The sequence below is a fragment of the Colwellia sp. RE-S-Sl-9 genome (assembly GCF_048296855.1).
Classification (GTDB): Bacteria; Pseudomonadota; Gammaproteobacteria; order Enterobacterales; family Alteromonadaceae; genus Pseudocolwellia.
In genome coordinates, this window is sequence record NZ_CP182631.1 from 1,363,123 (window position 1) to 1,380,568 (window position 17,446).

The 17,446-nt window shown below is 36.0% G+C and carries 14 protein-coding genes; 3 read left to right on the forward strand and 11 right to left on the reverse strand.

Translation table 11 applies throughout. The annotated features are described in order from the left end of the window. Position 1: 1 nt before the first annotated feature. Positions 2 to 3,139, forward strand: coding sequence for an FG-GAP-like repeat-containing protein (locus tag ACM9HF_RS05900; protein WP_473615572.1), 3,138 nt, complete (start codon positions 2 to 4; stop codon positions 3,137 to 3,139). Between the two features lie 430 nt (positions 3,140 to 3,569). Here ACM9HF_RS05900 and rlmM read toward each other — a convergent pair whose 3' ends face one another. The 4 genes from rlmM to ACM9HF_RS05920 all read right to left on the reverse strand — a co-directional run bounded on the left by rlmM (position 3,570) and on the right by ACM9HF_RS05920 (position 6,677). Next, the gene (rlmM, locus tag ACM9HF_RS05905; RefSeq protein ID WP_473615577.1) at positions 3,570 to 4,652 is read right to left on the reverse strand and encodes a 23S rRNA (cytidine(2498)-2'-O)-methyltransferase RlmM; all 1,083 of its coding nucleotides are present in this window, start codon (positions 4,650 to 4,652) and stop codon (positions 3,570 to 3,572) included. A 64-nt stretch (positions 4,653 to 4,716) separates the two neighbouring features. Further along, positions 4,717 to 5,136, reverse strand: coding sequence for a DUF423 domain-containing protein (locus ACM9HF_RS05910; RefSeq protein ID WP_473615581.1), 420 nt, complete (start codon positions 5,134 to 5,136; stop codon positions 4,717 to 4,719). Beyond that, entirely contained in the window at positions 5,123 to 5,776 is a 654-nt protein-coding gene (locus ACM9HF_RS05915; protein WP_473615585.1) for an alpha/beta family hydrolase, read from the reverse strand. The genes ACM9HF_RS05910 and ACM9HF_RS05915 overlap by 14 nt, the downstream gene beginning before the upstream one ends. Then, positions 5,763 to 6,677 carry a transcriptional regulator GcvA gene (locus ACM9HF_RS05920; protein WP_473615588.1) on the reverse strand — a complete coding sequence of 305 codons (915 nt, stop codon included), beginning with the start codon at positions 6,675 to 6,677 and terminating at the stop codon, positions 5,763 to 5,765. The genes ACM9HF_RS05915 and ACM9HF_RS05920 overlap by 14 nt, the downstream gene beginning before the upstream one ends. A gap of 298 nt (positions 6,678 to 6,975) precedes the next feature. On the opposite strand from ACM9HF_RS05920, the gene ACM9HF_RS05925 reads away from it, so the two are divergent. After that, positions 6,976 to 7,251: a hypothetical protein gene (locus tag ACM9HF_RS05925; protein ID WP_473615592.1), complete on the forward strand. Its 276-nt coding sequence runs from the start codon at positions 6,976 to 6,978 to the stop codon at positions 7,249 to 7,251. A gap of 132 nt (positions 7,252 to 7,383) precedes the next feature. Here ACM9HF_RS05925 and greA read toward each other — a convergent pair whose 3' ends face one another. The 6 genes from greA to bamJ form a co-directional block, all read right to left on the reverse strand. Further along, positions 7,384 to 7,860 (reverse strand): transcription elongation factor GreA, encoded by a 477-nt coding sequence (gene greA, locus ACM9HF_RS05930; protein WP_077337904.1) that lies wholly within the window; start codon positions 7,858 to 7,860, stop codon positions 7,384 to 7,386. A 196-nt stretch (positions 7,861 to 8,056) separates the two neighbouring features. Next, a complete protein-coding gene (gene carB / locus ACM9HF_RS05935) occupies positions 8,057 to 11,275 on the reverse strand; it encodes a carbamoyl-phosphate synthase large subunit (RefSeq protein ID WP_473615598.1) in 3,219 nt (1,072 codons plus the stop codon). A gap of 25 nt (positions 11,276 to 11,300) precedes the next feature. Then, on the reverse strand, positions 11,301 to 12,446 hold the full coding sequence (gene carA / locus ACM9HF_RS05940; protein ID WP_473615602.1) for a glutamine-hydrolyzing carbamoyl-phosphate synthase small subunit: 1,146 nt from the start codon (positions 12,444 to 12,446) through the stop codon (positions 11,301 to 11,303). A gap of 272 nt (positions 12,447 to 12,718) precedes the next feature. Beyond that, positions 12,719 to 13,522, reverse strand: a complete 804-nt coding sequence (gene dapB, locus ACM9HF_RS05945; protein WP_473615606.1) for a 4-hydroxy-tetrahydrodipicolinate reductase — start codon at positions 13,520 to 13,522, stop codon at positions 12,719 to 12,721. Positions 13,523 to 13,544: 22 nt separating this feature from the next. Beyond that, positions 13,545 to 13,979: a DUF6841 family protein gene (locus ACM9HF_RS05950; protein WP_473615610.1), complete on the reverse strand. Its 435-nt coding sequence runs from the start codon at positions 13,977 to 13,979 to the stop codon at positions 13,545 to 13,547. A 72-nt stretch (positions 13,980 to 14,051) separates the two neighbouring features. Continuing rightward, positions 14,052 to 14,675 (reverse strand): BamJ family beta-barrel-assembly machinery protein, encoded by a 624-nt coding sequence (gene bamJ, locus ACM9HF_RS05955; protein WP_473615614.1) that lies wholly within the window; start codon positions 14,673 to 14,675, stop codon positions 14,052 to 14,054. 285 nt (positions 14,676 to 14,960) lie between these two features. Here bamJ and ACM9HF_RS05960 point away from each other — a divergent pair, with 285 nt between their 5' ends. Continuing rightward, positions 14,961 to 16,289 carry a Na+/H+ antiporter NhaC family protein gene (locus ACM9HF_RS05960; protein WP_473615617.1) on the forward strand — a complete coding sequence of 443 codons (1,329 nt, stop codon included), beginning with the start codon at positions 14,961 to 14,963 and terminating at the stop codon, positions 16,287 to 16,289. 309 nt (positions 16,290 to 16,598) lie between these two features. On the opposite strand, the gene ACM9HF_RS05965 is transcribed toward ACM9HF_RS05960, so the two are convergent. Next, a complete protein-coding gene (locus ACM9HF_RS05965; protein WP_473615620.1) occupies positions 16,599 to 17,429 on the reverse strand; it encodes a M48 family metallopeptidase in 831 nt (276 codons plus the stop codon). Positions 17,430 to 17,446 lie beyond the last annotated feature (17 nt).

The window sequence follows — 17,446 nt, forward strand, 5'->3', positions numbered from 1 at the left end:
CATGAAAATTTATAATAATCCAAACAAACTATTAAAAACATTAGTTGCTATTGTTGTATCAGGAAGCTTGCTTAATGCCTGTTCAAATACAAATAGTATTGCTTCAGCAATCTCAATAAAAGCAAATTCTCCCATTGTTATTCAACATACAATAACCGGTGATTTGGTCAAAAAAATCAAATTTGATATTAACAATCCAAAACCTTATGCATACATTAGTGTTTATGCCAACAACAAGCTATTAATAGACAACCTAAACATTCCCAAAAAGGGACAACAAATATTAAATGCTATTGTAAAGTTTGATGAATCTGGTGAAGTAAAACTAACGATAAAATCAAATAATGCTGATATCACGCTTAATAACCTAACATTTGAAGAAGTAGACGGATTAGCTATACCTCAATATCAAGACATCACCGTAAAAGCAGGTATGGATAAAGCAAGCTCGATTAAATATGGTGGGCCAACTATTGCTGATATTGACAATGATGGTGACTATGACTTTATTGTTAATAACCACAATGCTGAAACCAGTAAACTCTATTGGAATAATGGCGACGGTACAGTAACTAAACATAGTAAAAATCTTTCTAGATGGTTCATGCAAGACTTACACGGTACGGCAGCCGGCGATTATGATAACGATGGTGACTTAGATCTTGTTTTAACAATGGGTGGAGGAAACGGTAAACAACCTACAAAAGCAAATTTTTATAAAAATAATAATGGTCAATTTGTATTAAGTACCGGCGATGTAAATATAGATAAAGGTGGGCGTGGCCGTGGCGCAAAATGGTCTGATATGGATTTAGACGGCGACTTAGACTTAATGCTATTAAATGAATCTAGCCTCACCCACTCTAAACCACAGCAATTATTTTATAAAAATTTAGGTGATGGGACCTTTGAATACACAGCTATAGCAGGTTTAGAAGACCAAGAACCTTCACGTGCGCTGATCACTGATCTTAATAACGATAATATTGATGACATTATTCTATATAGCCCTTTATCTGTGTGGCAAGGTAATGGTGACTTTACTTTTACTGATATCACTTCACAGTTTCCACAAGATATTAGAGCACTTAAAGATGTAATGGCGTTAACTGATATTGATATTGATAATGACGGTGATTTAGATCTGTATCTTGCTCGAGGTAAAGTATTTGAGCATGGCTATGGTGAAGCACCCTCTGTAGATCATGACCCTATAACTAAAGAATTTTCAATAAAACCTCGCGGCTATAAAGGGGTTAATGAGTTTGAATTTATTGCTGATGGAGACATTAAATTTCATAAATACAACTACATGACTCAAGGCGCTTTTAGAGGTAAAGATTACCCTATATTTCTAGGTAATAAAAAATCATCAAAAATATTAAAACCTGGGGAAGAATTCGATCTTAAACAAAATGATGCGCAAGGTTGGCCTGATGATATTTCTGAAAATGGGGTCTACTTTGGCCACTTAGGTAACGGTCGCTGGAAATCAGCTTTAGTCCGTAATGGTAATATTTTTTGGTCATTCCGATTTAGCCTCAACGGCGTTAATGATGTCACGTTGGGCTTTGAACCAGAAAATAGAAATATTAGTGATATCTTATTAAAAAATGAAGGTGGGAGCTTTGTCGATGCTTCAAAGGAATGGAATATCCCAACAGGCGGTAATGCATTAGGTGTAACAACGGGTGATTTTAATAACGATAGTCATCAAGATCTTTTTGTATATCGTTGGGGATTAATTGGCTCTAGAATTTCTGATCTAATGTTATTAAATACAGGCAAAGGCAGCTTTGAAACATTAACCATGCATGGTGCTAATGATGTTGGTGGGCCAGGAAATGGAGATATGGGCCAAGCTTTTGATTTTGATTTAGATGGTGATCTTGACTTGTTAAACGGCAGTGAAGATGGAGAATGGTACCTTTACTCAAATGAATCTAAAAATCTAGCTGATCAAGGCAATTACGCATTAGTGAAAGTGGGGTACGCTCCTAAGTCTAACGTTGATGCAATATCTGCTGAAGTCATCATTAAAACACCTACCCATGAATATCGTAAACGCGTAGGATCAGCAGGTGCTGTTTTCTCGCAAAGCTTACTCAATATTGTTCATTTTGGTCTAGGTAAAGAAGACGTTATTGAAAGTATTAAAGTAAGATGGCGCAATGGAGAAGATCTTGAGATTTTGAATAAAAAAGCTAATCAGCTATTTGATACAAATAAAATTGATCCTCAAAAAATAAATATACACCCATCAACAACAGATATTAGAAAAGGAACATCAATTAACCTACATCCTCTAATATTACCAATAAATGCAGACAAAAATGTAAACTGGTCGTCAAGTAACAGCGATGTTGTAACCGTAAATGATGAAGGTTTTATCACCGCAGTGGGTGATGTAAATCAAACAGCTATAATTACTGCAACAAGCCCAATAAACAACCTATCTAGCAGTAGTAAAGTAAACATAGTGAAATGGTTTACACAACCACTTAAAAACATTTCTTTATCAGCTAAATCAACAAACCTAATTGCTGGTGAATCAATGACGATAAACGCAACCATAACTCCTGAGTATGCTGATAATGCTGATTTAACATGGATAAGTAGTAATACTACAGTTGCAACTGTAAGCGGTACGGGTGTAGTAACAAGCTTATCCAAAGGAGAGGTAACTATTACAGCTATATCAAAAAGTAATAAAAAGATTCAAGAGAGTATCAAGCTTACTGTTGAGCCATTCGTTGAACCTTTCCTAAAAATTATTAACAGCGAAAAATATGATAATGGTACCCCGATCGTTGACGATAATATTACTTTAAATGTTGAATATCATGCAGGTAGTGGTAATGAAGTTATTTCAGCTGACGAAGGTGGAATGAGATTCTGGTTAAGACACTTCAAATCTAAATGGATACCAGCAAAAGATATTGTATTAACTGACGCTAGTGTATTAAAAACGACCTCAGGTAGCGCAAAAATGGTAATACCACTAAAAGGTGCAACACCAACAGCTGAACTGCCCGAAGGTCACTTCTATCAATTACGAGTATCATTTACAAGTAGTGACGGTAAAAATCACGATGCACTAATATACCCTGTTAATATAGTTGCTTCGAAACAGCAGTAAAGTTTTATTAATAATATAGGTATAATGTATAGGAGAAGGAAATAGTATATTTTCTTCTCCTGATTACTACTACGTTATTCATACGCTTTACACAATAAAAAACCCTAAGTTATTAATAATATAACTTAGGGTTTTCTGTTTTATTTCAGGTTTATTAATGCGTTTGGTATTACAAGTCTAGGTTATTTAACCTAAACTCGGGTTAATGAATGTTAGTGAATTAATTAAAAGCTTTATTTATCAATTAATTGGTGTGTGTTTTTGTTTTCCTAAGCTATATTAGTCTCTCAACATTGATATTTTTATGTATAACAAGGCGAATTTTTCTATCTAATAGCTGGCTATTAGTAATAAATTCAACGAAGTTAGGCGTAAAAATAGCTTGTTGAGTAACTTTGCTTATCCCGAGTTGAGGTTATTTAAATTATGATTAAAATTCAGGTAAAGGCGATAAAATTCTCGCGTGAACAGTAACTTCCTCACGGTCATAATATAAATGCTTAGCGTAAAGTTCGTACTTAACTTTATAATGAGTAAACATATCTTTCATGGTTTGAAGATCTTCATTTACCTGCTGGTAACGACCTTTCATTGGAAGCTTTAAGTTAAACATAGCTTCTTTGCAATAACCTTTTAGTAACCACTCAGCCATCAGTTTGGCTACACGTTGCGGCTTTTCAATCATGTCGCACACTAACCAATAGTTATTTTGCTTCGTTGGTGTGTATTTAAAGCCATCCATCATTCGATGTTTTACTTGACCAGTTTCCATCAGTGAATCAGCCATAGCGCCATTATCAATAGAAGTTACCATCATACCACGTCTGACTAGCTGATATGTCCAACCTCCTGGTGCTGCGCCTAAATCAACAGCATTCATACCTGAAGTGAGACGTTCATCCCATTCGTCTTTAGGAATAAAATATAAAAAGGCTTCATCAAGTTTAAGGGTTGAGCGACTAGGCGCTGCATTAGGGAATTTTAAACGAGGTATGCCCATAACATGTAAAGACGAATTGTGCGCGTGTGAATAACCTAAAATAACCTCATTACCACTTAAAAATAAGGCATGTAGTATTGCACCGTCTTTATCATTCTTTTCTGTTAAAGAGCCTATTTTTCTTAGCGCTTGTCTAAGTGGGACGGCTAGTTTACGGCAAAATTTAGAAAGCTCTTTACCATCATTCGTGTCCGTCATTTCCATACGTAAATCAGCATATTGCCAATCAGTACCTAGGGCTTCAGTAATCGCTTCAACACGGTTATAGTCAGGTAAATCTAACTTTTCTGTTATCGTTAAAAACCACTGACGAGCAAAAATCAAACGACTCAGTGGCATTTTACTGATCAGCTGCTCGCCCTCTTCCGCATTATTTAAATGAAAATAAACAAGCCCTTCATTTTTTTTCAATTCTAAGTAGCCGTACACTTCATTCCATGCTGCTTTTTCTTGAATTTCTGCTCCACACTCTTTTTCAAAGCCGGGGCGACAATATAATATAATAGAGGCCATATTTACTTTCTTATTTACTTTCTAATGAACGAGGGTAATTACCCAAAGAGTGAATGAATAGCTTTTAACGATGTGCTTGATCATAATTTTCGAGCAATTTCTTGCCAATAAATATAATACACAACCAACCTAAAGCTAATAACATACCACCTACAGGTGCTAGTTTTCCGATAACAATGCCGATATCAGAAAATGCAAAAAATGTTTTAACGTATAAACTTCCGCTAAAACACAAAATACCTAAACAGAAACATACGCAAGAACCTAACAACCACTTCGATGGTATTTTTATATACCAAAGTGTTGTTATAAATAAAGCAAGCGTATGAATAAATTGATAAAACTGCGCACTGTCAATTCTAACTTTATCAATTGCAGATAATGTTTGCCCTGCATGAGCAAACCAAGCGCCGAATAATACTGAAAAAGCGCCACTTATACCAACAAAAAGCAATAATAACCGTATCATATTAAGATTTTTCATGAACAAACCTGACTAATTGTTCTACCGCTGTTTTAAGATGCTGCTCTTGAGTATAGCCTGACTTAACTCGTGGCTTTAAATCATGATCACCATCTGTAAAATAAATCACTTCACATAAATCAGATAACGCGTAATTTTCTATCTCTTCTTTATTACCTAATGCATCTCTATCGCCTTGAAGGATCAATATAGGTAACACAGTCTCTTGCAATGGAGCTAAACGCAGATTTTCAGGCTTTTTCTGAGGATGAAAAGGAAAACCTATACAAATAGTACCTTTAACGTGCTCAAGCAGCTGTTTTGAGAGTGTTGCAGCTACACGACCTCCCATAGATTTTCCGCCAATAAATAGCGGTAATTCGTTAGAGGTACTAGGTATGTATTTTTCAAGTAACAACTCATAGCAGGCTTCTAATTGCGGCATTCTATTAGGTGGGTACTTTCTTCCATCAAGTAAACGTTTATCCATGTAAGGAAAATTAAAACGTACTACATTTATATTTTTTTCATTTAACTTTAAGGCAAAATTTTCCATGAAATGATGGCTTTTATCTGCTCCAGCTCCATGAGCAAAAATAAACAAAGCCTTAGGCTTCTCAACAAAGTTTTCAATAACGGAGGGGAAGTTAATCGTTGTCATATAAATCTTCTTCTTGTTCTTGCGCTACGGTGTTTAAAACCCAATCTCTAAAGGCTGATATTTTACCTAACTCAAGTTGATGCTCTCTGCAGACAATATAATGTGAGTTTTTACTCACTAAAATTTCATTAAAAGGACAAATTAAGCGCCCTGAATCAATATCTGGTTTAGCAAAGGCACTATGCGCTAAAGCGACACCTTGGCCATGTATAGCGGCTTGTGCAACCATAGCAGAATGACTAAATATAGGCCCATTATTTACGTCTACGCCCTTCAAACCTACTTTTTTAAACCAGCGTTTCCAGTCTTCCCTTGATTTATAATGTAATAATGTATGATTTGCTAAGTCTTCAATACGCTTCAACGATTTACCGCTAGAAAAAATTAACGGAGAACAAACAGGAATTAAATATTCTTGATGTAATTTAACAGCATTAACATCTCCCCAACTACCGTGACCATAATAAATAGCAATATCTATATCTTCTGTTAATAAATTATCAGGTTGATCTACTGCTTTAATACGTACATCAATGTCAGGATGTAAAAGACTAAAAGCTTTTAATCGTGGTACAAGCCATTGAATAGCAAAGCTCGCTTGCACACTAACGGTAATAGCTCCTTTTTCGCCACGTGCGAGTAGTTTCTCTGTAGATTCTTTAATCAGATTGAAAACATCTTTAATATCTAAATAATAAGATTGCCCTTCCTCTGTTAAAAATAGTGATCTATTTTTCCGCATGAATAATTTAATTCCAATAAATTCTTCTAATGCTTTAACTTGGTGGCTAACAGCGGCTTGCGTCACAAAAAGTTCATCAGCAGCTCGTGTAAAGCTAAGCTGTCTTGCAGCGGCTTCAAACACTCTTAATGCGTTCAGAGGCGGTAATTTACTTGCCATTAGTAGGTTTCACTCAACTGGGTTGTTATTATATTTGATCTTATTACTTACAAGAATATGATATCCAAATCCTACACAAGTATCCATTAGTTTATCTAATGACTAACATTAAATTTGATCGTTTTTATTGTTCAATGCATTAGCTTAATATATACACCATAGATGAAGGACTTCATCTCAACCCCATAACCAGATGGGCTATAGAAAAAATTGTGACTCCCAACCCACAATTAATATTGAGAAAATAGGTCCTAAAAATCTATACGTAAATTAATGTATTTTTTTAGAGGTACCAAAAATGAAAAACGTAAAAATATTAACAAACACAGCCATATTCACTTTAGCTTTAGCTGCTTCAGCGTTAACACAAGCTGCAGAGTTAGTAAAAGTGGAAACTATAAACGATGTAGTTATTGAAACCAATGTAAACGCTGAATTAGCTCAAGCTATGAAAAACATAAGCATATTAACATTGAACATTGAAGAAACAGCAGATGCAATGCTTGTAACTCAAACTGAAGAACAATTTAATGCATCTGATGTTACGTCTACTTTAGTAGCAATTGCCGAATAGTTTAATTCTTAGCTTCTCTAGGGCTATTATTGATAAAAAAGGTGAGATGTTATTAATATGAAATATTATCATTCAATTATAAAAAAAGGTGCTCGTAGCACCTTTTTTAATACCTATAAAATGATATAAATATTAAATATGATCAACTGAAATAATTTCGTATTCAACCACTCCACCTGGAGTTGTTATTTCAATTTCACTGTCAACTTCTTTACCAATTAAGCCTCTAGCAATTGGAGAGTTTAATGAAATACGACCTGTTTTAAAGTCAGCCTCATCATCACCAACAATTTGATAAGTCACTTCTTCTTCCGTATCAATATTTAATAATTTAACCGTAACTCCAAAAATAACCTTTCCGGTGTTCGGTATTTTAGTTATATCAATAACTTGAGCATTACAAAGACGCCCTTCAATATCTTGGATACGACCTTCGCAAAAACCTTGCTCTTCTTTTGCTGCATGGTATTCAGCATTTTCTTTTAAATCACCATGTTCACGTGCTTCAGCAATATCTTTAACAATACGTGGACGTTTTTCTGTTTTTAAAATTCTTAATTCTTCTTTTAACTGTTCAGCGCCAAGAAGTGTCATTGGGTATTTAGTCATTTTATTTCTTCTTAATTTTCAATATTACCAATTTAATTAAAAAAACTGGTATAACAAATAAAAAAGTGGTCTTTCGTTAGAAACACCACTTTAAAAATAATTTTTACTCAACGGGTAAATTGCTTTATTTAAAAATAAATACAATGTGAGTAGCGACCTAACATCTTAAATCACTACTCACCATAAAGCTAGAGGCTTACTTACAACGAAGGTGTAATTCTTGAATAGAGTTAACCGTATTTCTATCATCTGCGGCATGAGCTTGGCACGCTGCAAAGGCTGCATTCAATGTTGTAGTGTATGCCACCTTATAACGTAATGCGCCGCCACGTAAAACTTTTGAATCTTCAATGGCTTTACGGCCTTCTGTTGTATTAATAATGTAGGTATATTCGCTATTCTTAATTCTATCAAGAATATGAGGACGACCTTCATGTACTTTATTTACACGACGTACAGGAACACCTGCTTCGCGTAAAATAACTTCAGTACCATGAGTAGCATCTAGCTCGTACCCTAACTCAACCATTTTCTTGGCTAAATCAAGTACACGACCTTTATCACTGTTACGAACAGAAATTAAGGCACGGCCATCTTTAGGAACAGATACACCTGCACCTAAGTTAGCTTTAGCAAAGGCTTCTTCAAATGTATCACCAACCCCCATAACTTCACCTGTTGAACGCATTTCTGGTCCAACCAATGGGTCACTACCGTGGAATTTGTTAAATGGTATAACAACTTCTTTAACAGAAAAGTATGGTGGAATAACTTCTTTAGTAATACCTAATTCTTTTAAGGTTTTACCTGCCATAACTTGTGCGCCAATTTTAGCTAAAGGAACACCTGTTGCTTTAGATACAAATGGAACTGTACGTGCGGCACGAGGGTTTACTTCAATAAGATAAACTTCACCATTTTTAACAGCCATTTGCGTATTCATTAAACCAATAACACCTAGCTCAAAAGCTAAATCGGTAACTTGCTTACGCATTACGTCTTGAACTTCTTGGCTTAAGCTATATACAGGTAATGAACATGCTGAGTCACCTGAGTGAACACCTGCTTGTTCAATGTGTTGCATAATGCCGCCAATAACCACATCAGTACCATCACAAATCACGTCAATATCAACTTCAATCGCATCATCTAAGAAGTGATCAAGTAATACTGGTGAATCGTTAGAAACGCTTACAGCTTCTGTCATGTAACGACGTAAATCATCTAAGTCGTATACAATTTCCATTGCACGACCACCTAATACGTATGAAGGACGAACAACAAGTGGGAAGCCAATCGCTTCAGCTTTAGCCATGGCTTCATCAATTGAAGTTACTGTTGCATTTTCAGGTTGTAATAAACCTAAACGGTCAACCGCTTGTTGGAAACGCTCTCTGTCTTCTGCACGGTCAATGGCATCCGGTGAGGTTCCAATAATTGGTACACCCGCAGCTTCTAAAGCGCGTGCTAGTTTAAGCGGGGTTTGACCTCCGTACTGAACAATTACGCCTTTAGGCTTTTCAACACGTACAATTTCAAGTACATCTTCAAAAGTGATAGATTCAAAATATAAACGATCAGATGTATCATAATCGGTAGAAACCGTTTCAGGGTTACAGTTAACCATGATGGTCTCAAAGCCATCTTCACGTAAAGCTAATGCAGCATGAACACAACAATAATCAAATTCAATACCTTGACCAATTCGATTTGGTCCGCCACCTAAAATCATGATTGATTCTTTATCTGTAGGATTAGCTTCACATTCTTCATCGTAAGTTGAGTACATGTAAGCTGTATCTGAACTAAATTCAGCGGCACACGTATCTACACGTTTATAAACTGGAAAAATATCAGCAGCATGGCGCTTTTTACGAATTTCAGATTCATTAACACCAATAACATCAGCAAGACGAGAGTCAGCAAAACCTTTACGCTTTAATTGTCTTAGATATTCAGGTGTTAACGACTTCATGCCGCCTTCAGAAACTTTTTTCTCTTCAAGAATTAAATCTTCAATTTGCACTAAGAACCAACGATCTATCTTAGTTGCATTAAAAACATCTTCAATGGTTAACCCTAAACGAAATGCATCGGCAACATACCAAATACGGTCTGCGCCTGCTTCTTGAAGCTCGTGCATAATTTTAGTTTTAGCACCTTTTTTGGTTACATCAACAATTGGGTCAAAACCACTCACGCCAACTTCTAAACCGCGTAATGCTTTTTGCATTGATTCTTGTTGGTTACGACCAATAGCCATAACTTCACCAACAGATTTCATTTGCGTTGTTAACCTATCTTCAGAACCAGCAAATTTTTCAAAGTTAAAACGAGGGATCTTAGTAACAACGTAATCAATTGTTGGTTCAAATGATGCTGGAGTTGCACCACCGGTAATATCATTTTGCAATTCATCAAGGGTATAACCTACAGCTAATTTTGCTGCAATTTTAGCGATTGGGAAACCTGTCGCTTTAGAGGCTAATGCAGATGAACGAGATACACGTGGGTTCATCTCGATGATAACCATACGCCCTGTATCAGGACATATACCAAATTGAACGTTTGAACCACCAGTTTCAACACCAATTTCACGTAATACCGCAATAGAAGCGTTACGCATAATTTGGTATTCTTTATCTGTTAGCGTTTGTGCTGGTGCTACAGTGATTGAATCACCAGTATGAATACCCATAGGGTCGAAGTTTTCAATTGAACAAATAATGATACAGTTATCATTTTTGTCACGAACCACTTCCATTTCATACTCTTTCCAGCCAATTAATGATTCATCAATTAATAATTCAGATGTTGGAGAAAGATCTAAGCCACGGGTACAAATCTCATCAAACTCTTCGATGTTATATGCGATACCGCCGCCTGTTCCACCCATAGTAAAAGATGGACGAATGATACAAGGAAAGCCTAAGTTCTTGCTTGCCGCATGCGCTTCTTCAATTGTATGAACAATTTCAGCTTTAGGACATTCAAGTCCTATATTTTTCATTGCTTGATCGAAGCGTTCACGGTTTTCCGCTTTGTCGATTGCGTCAGCTGTAGCGCCGATCATTTCAACATTAAATTCAGCTAATACGCCTTTCGCTTCTAATTCTAAAGCACAATTAAGTGCTGTTTGACCGCCCATTGTTGGTAATACCGCACAAGGACGTTCTTTTTCAATAATTTTGCGAACAACTTCCCAATGAATAGGCTCGATATAAGTTGCATCAGCCATTTCAGGGTCTGTCATTATAGTTGCAGGGTTAGAGTTAACTAAAATAACTCGATAACCTTCTTCGCGTAACGCTTTACAAGCTTGTGCGCCTGAATAATCAAATTCACATGCTTGACCAATAACAATTGGTCCAGCGCCTAAGATCAAGATACTTTTTAAATCGGTACGTTTTGGCATTTCTTTTTCTCTCTCTTGTCTTAGCTTAAGCTTTAGCAGCTTTGATTAAATCAATAAAGTGGTCAAACAAAGGTGCCGCATCATGTGGACCCGGACTCGCTTCTGGATGTCCTTGGAAACTAAATGCAGGCTTATCAGTTAAATGAATACCTTGTATTGTTCCATCAAATAACGACTTATGTGTTACTTCAATGTTTGCTGGAATATTTACTTCATCAATAGCAAAACCATGATTTTGTGACGTTATCATCACAACATCGCGTTTAAAGTCTTTCACTGGATGGTTAGCACCATGATGACCATGACTCATTTTAATGGTTGAAGCGCCATTAGCTAAGCCAAGTAATTGGTGGCCTAAACAAATACCAAACACAGGTAAATTAGTGGCTAAAATTTCTTTAATTGCTTCAATTGCGTAAGTACATGGCTCTGGATCACCAGGACCATTAGATAAAAATACGCCATCAGGATTCATGGCTAAAACATCGGCAGCAGACGTTTGTGCTGGTACAACTGTTAATCTACAACCACGGTCAACTAACATACGTAATATATTACGTTTAGCACCAAAATCGTATGCAACAACATGAAATGGTTTTTCAGCCGGTGTTACAAAGCCTTGACCTAATACCCAGCTACCTTCTGTCCATTCATATTGCTCTTTAGTAGAAACAACTTTTGCTAAATCCATACCTTTAAGGCCTGGAAATGCTTTTGCTTGTGCTAATGCACTTGCTTCATCAAGTGTCTCGCCTTCAGCAAGGTCGCCAGCAATGATACAACCGTTTTGAGCACCTTTTTCACGTAGAATACGTGTTAGCTTACGTGTATCAATATTAGCAATACCTAAAATATTATTGCGACTTAAGTAGTCACTTAAGTTCTCTTCATTTCTGAAGTTACTTGCTAGTAAAGGTAAATCTCTAATAACTAAACCTTTTGCTACAATCTCACCCGACTCTTCATCTTCTGAGTTAGTACCGGTATTACCGATATGAGGATAAGTAAGCGTAACAATTTGCTCTGCATATGAGGGATCGGTAAGAATTTCTTGGTAACCGGTCATTGAAGTATTGAATACAACTTCGCCAACAGCCGCCCCACTTGCACCAATAGCAGTACCTTTAAATACAGTGCCGTCTTCAAGCACCAAAATGGCAGATTTAGTCAATTTAACCTCCGTAAAGAAGAAAACAAACTTAATAATGAACAACTAAATAAATTCCATCATTAAGCATAAAAGTGGTATTTATTATTTTATTAAATACCACATAGAAAAAATGCCAAAAACAATGCTTTTATTTAAAAAGACTTAATTTTTGACAAAATCCACTTATTTTACGCTTGTATTACCTTTTCGTCTAGTCAAAAATGTAAAAAACAAGCTTTAATTTGAATTTTTATTCAAAACTGCCAAAAGTAGCAGTTATCTATAAAATTCTTTTATTTTAAACCTAATACGTCTTGCATATCGTAATAGCCGATATCAGCTTCACTCAACCAAAATGCGGCGCGCATAGCACCTAAAGCAAAAGTCATACGTGAGCTGGCTTTATGGGTGATTTCTAATCGTTCTCCAATATCCGCAAAAAAGGCAGTATGTTCGCCAACTATGTCGCCAGCCCTAACCGTTGCAAAACCTATGGTTTCTTTATCGCGTTCACCGGTAATACCTTCCCTGCCATAAACAGCACATTTATTTAAATCTCTACCTAGCGTATCAGCAATCACTTGACCCATTTTTACTGCGGTGCCAGACGGTGCATCTTTTTTAAATCTATGGTGTGCTTCAAATATTTCAATGTCGGTATGTTCACCAATTGCTTTTGCTGTGATCTCTAAAAGCTTAAAAAGTAAGTTCACTCCAACACTCGTATTAGGAGCAAGAATAACGGGAATGCTTTCGCCAGCTTGTTTAATTTCATCTACTTGTGCATCTGTAAAGCCTGTAGTACCGATAACTAGCGCTTTATTGTGCTGTTGACACCATTTAATGTTCTCAAGTGTTGTTTCAATTGAGGTAAAATCAATAAACACATCAGCTTCGAGTAGTTCATTTAAATCAATTGATGTTTTAGAACCAATTGCACCAATACCAGCTAATTCACCTAAATCAAAATTAACAAAAGAAGATGTTGCTCTAACGCTTCCACCCACTAATTCAATAGATTCATGCTCTACAGCTGCTTGAATTAAATTGCGGCCCATTCGACCACTACACCCTAATATGGCTACTTTTACTTTCATTCTTTATCTCTTAATTTCAAATCTACAATATTTTAAAAGGCTGAGCTAGTTCAATAGAGTTTTGTAACTCGTGCGAAACAACACTCACTATTTTTCCAATTTCTTCTGATTTATCATCATTATTAGCAATATGATAAAACGCTGTGAAGTCGGTAAATAGCTCATTGTTTTCATCATAAAACAACCAATCTATACATACATCTAATGAGTTTTTTTGACAATGCTGATAGCTAGCTTTATCAGCCACTATTTTCGAAATATTGGCATGCTTTAACACAGTAAATATATCTATAAATTCCTGTTTAAATTGTTCTTCATTAGCTAAGTTAGCTATTTTTTCAGGTGTATGTAAAGTACAAGGCAAATGATAGCAACTAAGTGCTGCATCCATATCATAAAACTTAAACGCTTCAATATAGCGGGTAAATAATACCTTTAGCTCTTGTTCTACTTGCATCAATCAATAAACCTAAATTTTTAAAATGGTTAGATATAAAAAAGCCCTCAACTGAGGGCTTTAAAATAACTACTAGCTAACAATAGCTAATAGCTCAACATCAAATATTAATGTTGCGTACGGAGGAATAGCTCCTTGAGAACCTCTCTCACCGTAAGCTAAGTTAAATGGAACGTATAAGCGCCATTTTGAACCTTCAGTCATTAGTTGTAATGCTTCAGTCCAACCAGCGATAACACCACCAACTGGGAACTCAGCTGGTTGACCGCGCTCTACAGAGCTATCAAAAACGTCGCCACTAATAAATGTACCGTGGTAATGTGTACGAACAGTACTTTCAGCTGTTGGCTTTTCGCCTTCGCCAGTTGCTAATACTTCGTATTGTAAACCTGATTCAGTAACGGTTACTTCATCACGCTTTGCGTTTTCTACTAAAAAGGCTTCGCCTTCAGCTGATAATGCTTTAGCAGCTTCTTGCTCTTGCTCTTGTAATTTTTTAGAAACAATAGCAAATGCTTCGTTTAATTGTTCGTCATCTACTTGGCTTGCAGCGTTTGCAATTGCATCCGCTAAACCAGCTTGAACAGCTGTTACGTCAAAATCTTTAAAAGGATTGTTACGTAATTGGTCACCTAATTGACGACCTACACCGTAACTTACACGTGCTTCGATTGATTCAAATTTGTTATCAGACATTTGGGGGGCTCTTATATTTGATTGCCATTCTCCATTTAAGTAAGTAATCAACCATTTAAAATTATAAAATGACTGAGGTAACTTTTTAAACGTTACTTGGCTTTAATAAAATTCGCGCGAAAGAATACCATAAAACATATATACCCTACAGTAAGATTTTAAGAGAATAATGTGATTAATTTGATATAAGTTATTTTTTATCCGTGAATGAATAGTTTTGCTAAAGCTTGAGCCTTTGAAAAATAAAGTGAATAATGCAACTCTATGCTCTTATTAGATGACATTATGAATTTAAACAGTACTTCACATAACTCAAACACCGAAGAAAAACGATTAATCAGCTTATTACCTTTTGGAGTATTCTTAGGACTATTTTTAGGTACAGGGATTATTTTAACTCTGAATGGCGTTGATTTTGCTTTTTATCAATTACCTGCAAGTATCGCCATTATCCCAGCTATTCTCTTTGCGATCTTCTTAGGTAAAGAATCTATAAACACACAAATCAATCAGTTTATTGATGGTGCTGGCCATAACAACATTATTACCATGTGTGTTATTTACTTATTAGCAGGCGCTTTTGCCACCGTAGCTAAATCAACCGGCAGTGTTGATGCAAGTGTTCAGTTAGGTTTATCTGTATTTCCTGATTACTTATTATTACCGGGGTTATTTCTTGTAGCAGCATTTATATCTACGGCAATGGGCACCTCTATGGGTACGATTGCGGCAATAGCTCCTATCGCTTTAGGTTTTATTGAATCAGCAAGTTTAGATGCTGGACTTGTAGCAGGTTGTATTATTTCAGGCGCTATATTTGGCGATAATTTATCTTTTATTTCTGATACCACTATTGCTTCAACCCGAAGCCAAGGGGCCAAAATGAAAGACAAATTTAAAGTTAACTTTAAATTTGCTATTCCCGCAGCGCTTATTTGTTTAGCCATTTTTGTATTTATGGGAGAAGACATTCCGTTTGAGCAAACACAAGACATCTCATTTATTGGCCTTATTCCTTATATTGTTATTCTTATATTGGCGTTGTCAGGAGTTAATGTATTTGTTGTATTAGTTATTGGTATTATTTTAGCAGCCTTTATTGGTATGTTGTCGAATGACTATCAATTAGGAAGTTGGGTTAGTGATATCAACACAGGCTTTGCAAGTATGCAAGACACCATGATACTCGCCTTATTTATCGGTGGCTTAAGTGAACTCATCAAACAACAAGGTGGCCTTGCCGCACTTACTGCAGCAGTTAAGTCTTTAGCAAATAAACTTTGTCCTAATAATAAAAAACGCTCAGCAGGAATAGGTATTGCCAGTTTAGCGTTTGCCTGTAACTTCTTTACTGCCAACAATACCGTTTCAATTATTGTTACCGGTGAAACCGCAAAAAACTTAGCAACCGACGGAGAGTTACCGCCGGCATACTCTGCTAGCATATTAGATATATATGCTTGTATCAGCCAAGGACTATTACCTTATGGTGCTCAAGCTTTACTATTAGGCGCTACGTTAAAAATTTCACCTGTAGAAGTTGTTTTAAGCTCTTACTACCCTATGGTGTTATTTTTTGTTGGTGGATATGCTTTTTGGCGAGCAACAAAATAAGAATTGATATAAAAAGGCGTAAACTTATTAGGTTTACGCCTTTTTATTTATTAACCTCAACTCGGGTTAATGAATGTTAGATAATGAATTAAAATTATTATTTATCAAAATCTTAACCTGTACCGTTGTTTTCCTAAGTTATATTAGTCTCTCAACATTGATATTTTTGTGTATAACAAGGCGAATTTTTCTATCTAATAGCTAGCTATTAGTAATAAATTCAACGAAGTTAGGCATAAAAATAGCTTGTTGAGTAATTTTGCTTATCCCGAGCTGAGGTTTATTAGTATTTTAAGCGTTTCTCTACGTTTAACTCTTCGCTTCTTCCACTTTAGAAATAGGAATAAACTCAGGCTTTACACAGTTTGGAGTTTTAGTTCCTGTCATCAATTTTTTAGACACAGGCAAATGAGCCGTTAATTGTTTAATACGTGTTTGATTTGACGGATGAGTCGATAAAAATTCAGGTGGCGCTGATTTTGAATTTTTAGCCATGTTTTGCCAAAGCTTAATACTGGCGCTAGGTTCAAAACCTGATTTAGCCATTAAGTCTTGCCCTACTATATCGGCTTCACTTTCGTGTGTTCTGCCATAAGGCATTAACACACCATATTGTACACCTAAACCTAATCCAGCCATCCAAAGGGCTTTATTTTCATTGCCTTTCGCTGCAAGCGCTACACCAGCAATAGCTAACCCGCCTTGAGCAACTTTGTTTGAAGATAAACGTTCGTTTGAATGATGTTCAATAACATGCCCCACTTCATGTCCCATAATGGCAGCAAGCTGGTCTTGACTTTCAGTGACATTCAAAATACCTGTATAAACACCTATCTTGCCACCGGGCAGTGCAAAAGCATTAATTTGTGGAGAATCAAATACCACAACTTCCCATTCACCGTCGTGAGCAGATTTAGGTACGTTTATTGTAATAGCATCTGCAACACATTGTACAAACTGGTTGGTAGCAGGATCTTGACTAATTTTTACTTCTGCTTTCATTTGTTCAAAAGATGTAGCGCCCATTTTGCTCAATTCAGTATTTGAATAAAGCATAATTTGGTTTCTACCTGAAGACGATGTGCTACATGCACTTAATAAAATTTGCGCTGCAACAGCACAAAGTAATAGTTTTTTCATTCATATTCCTAATTCAA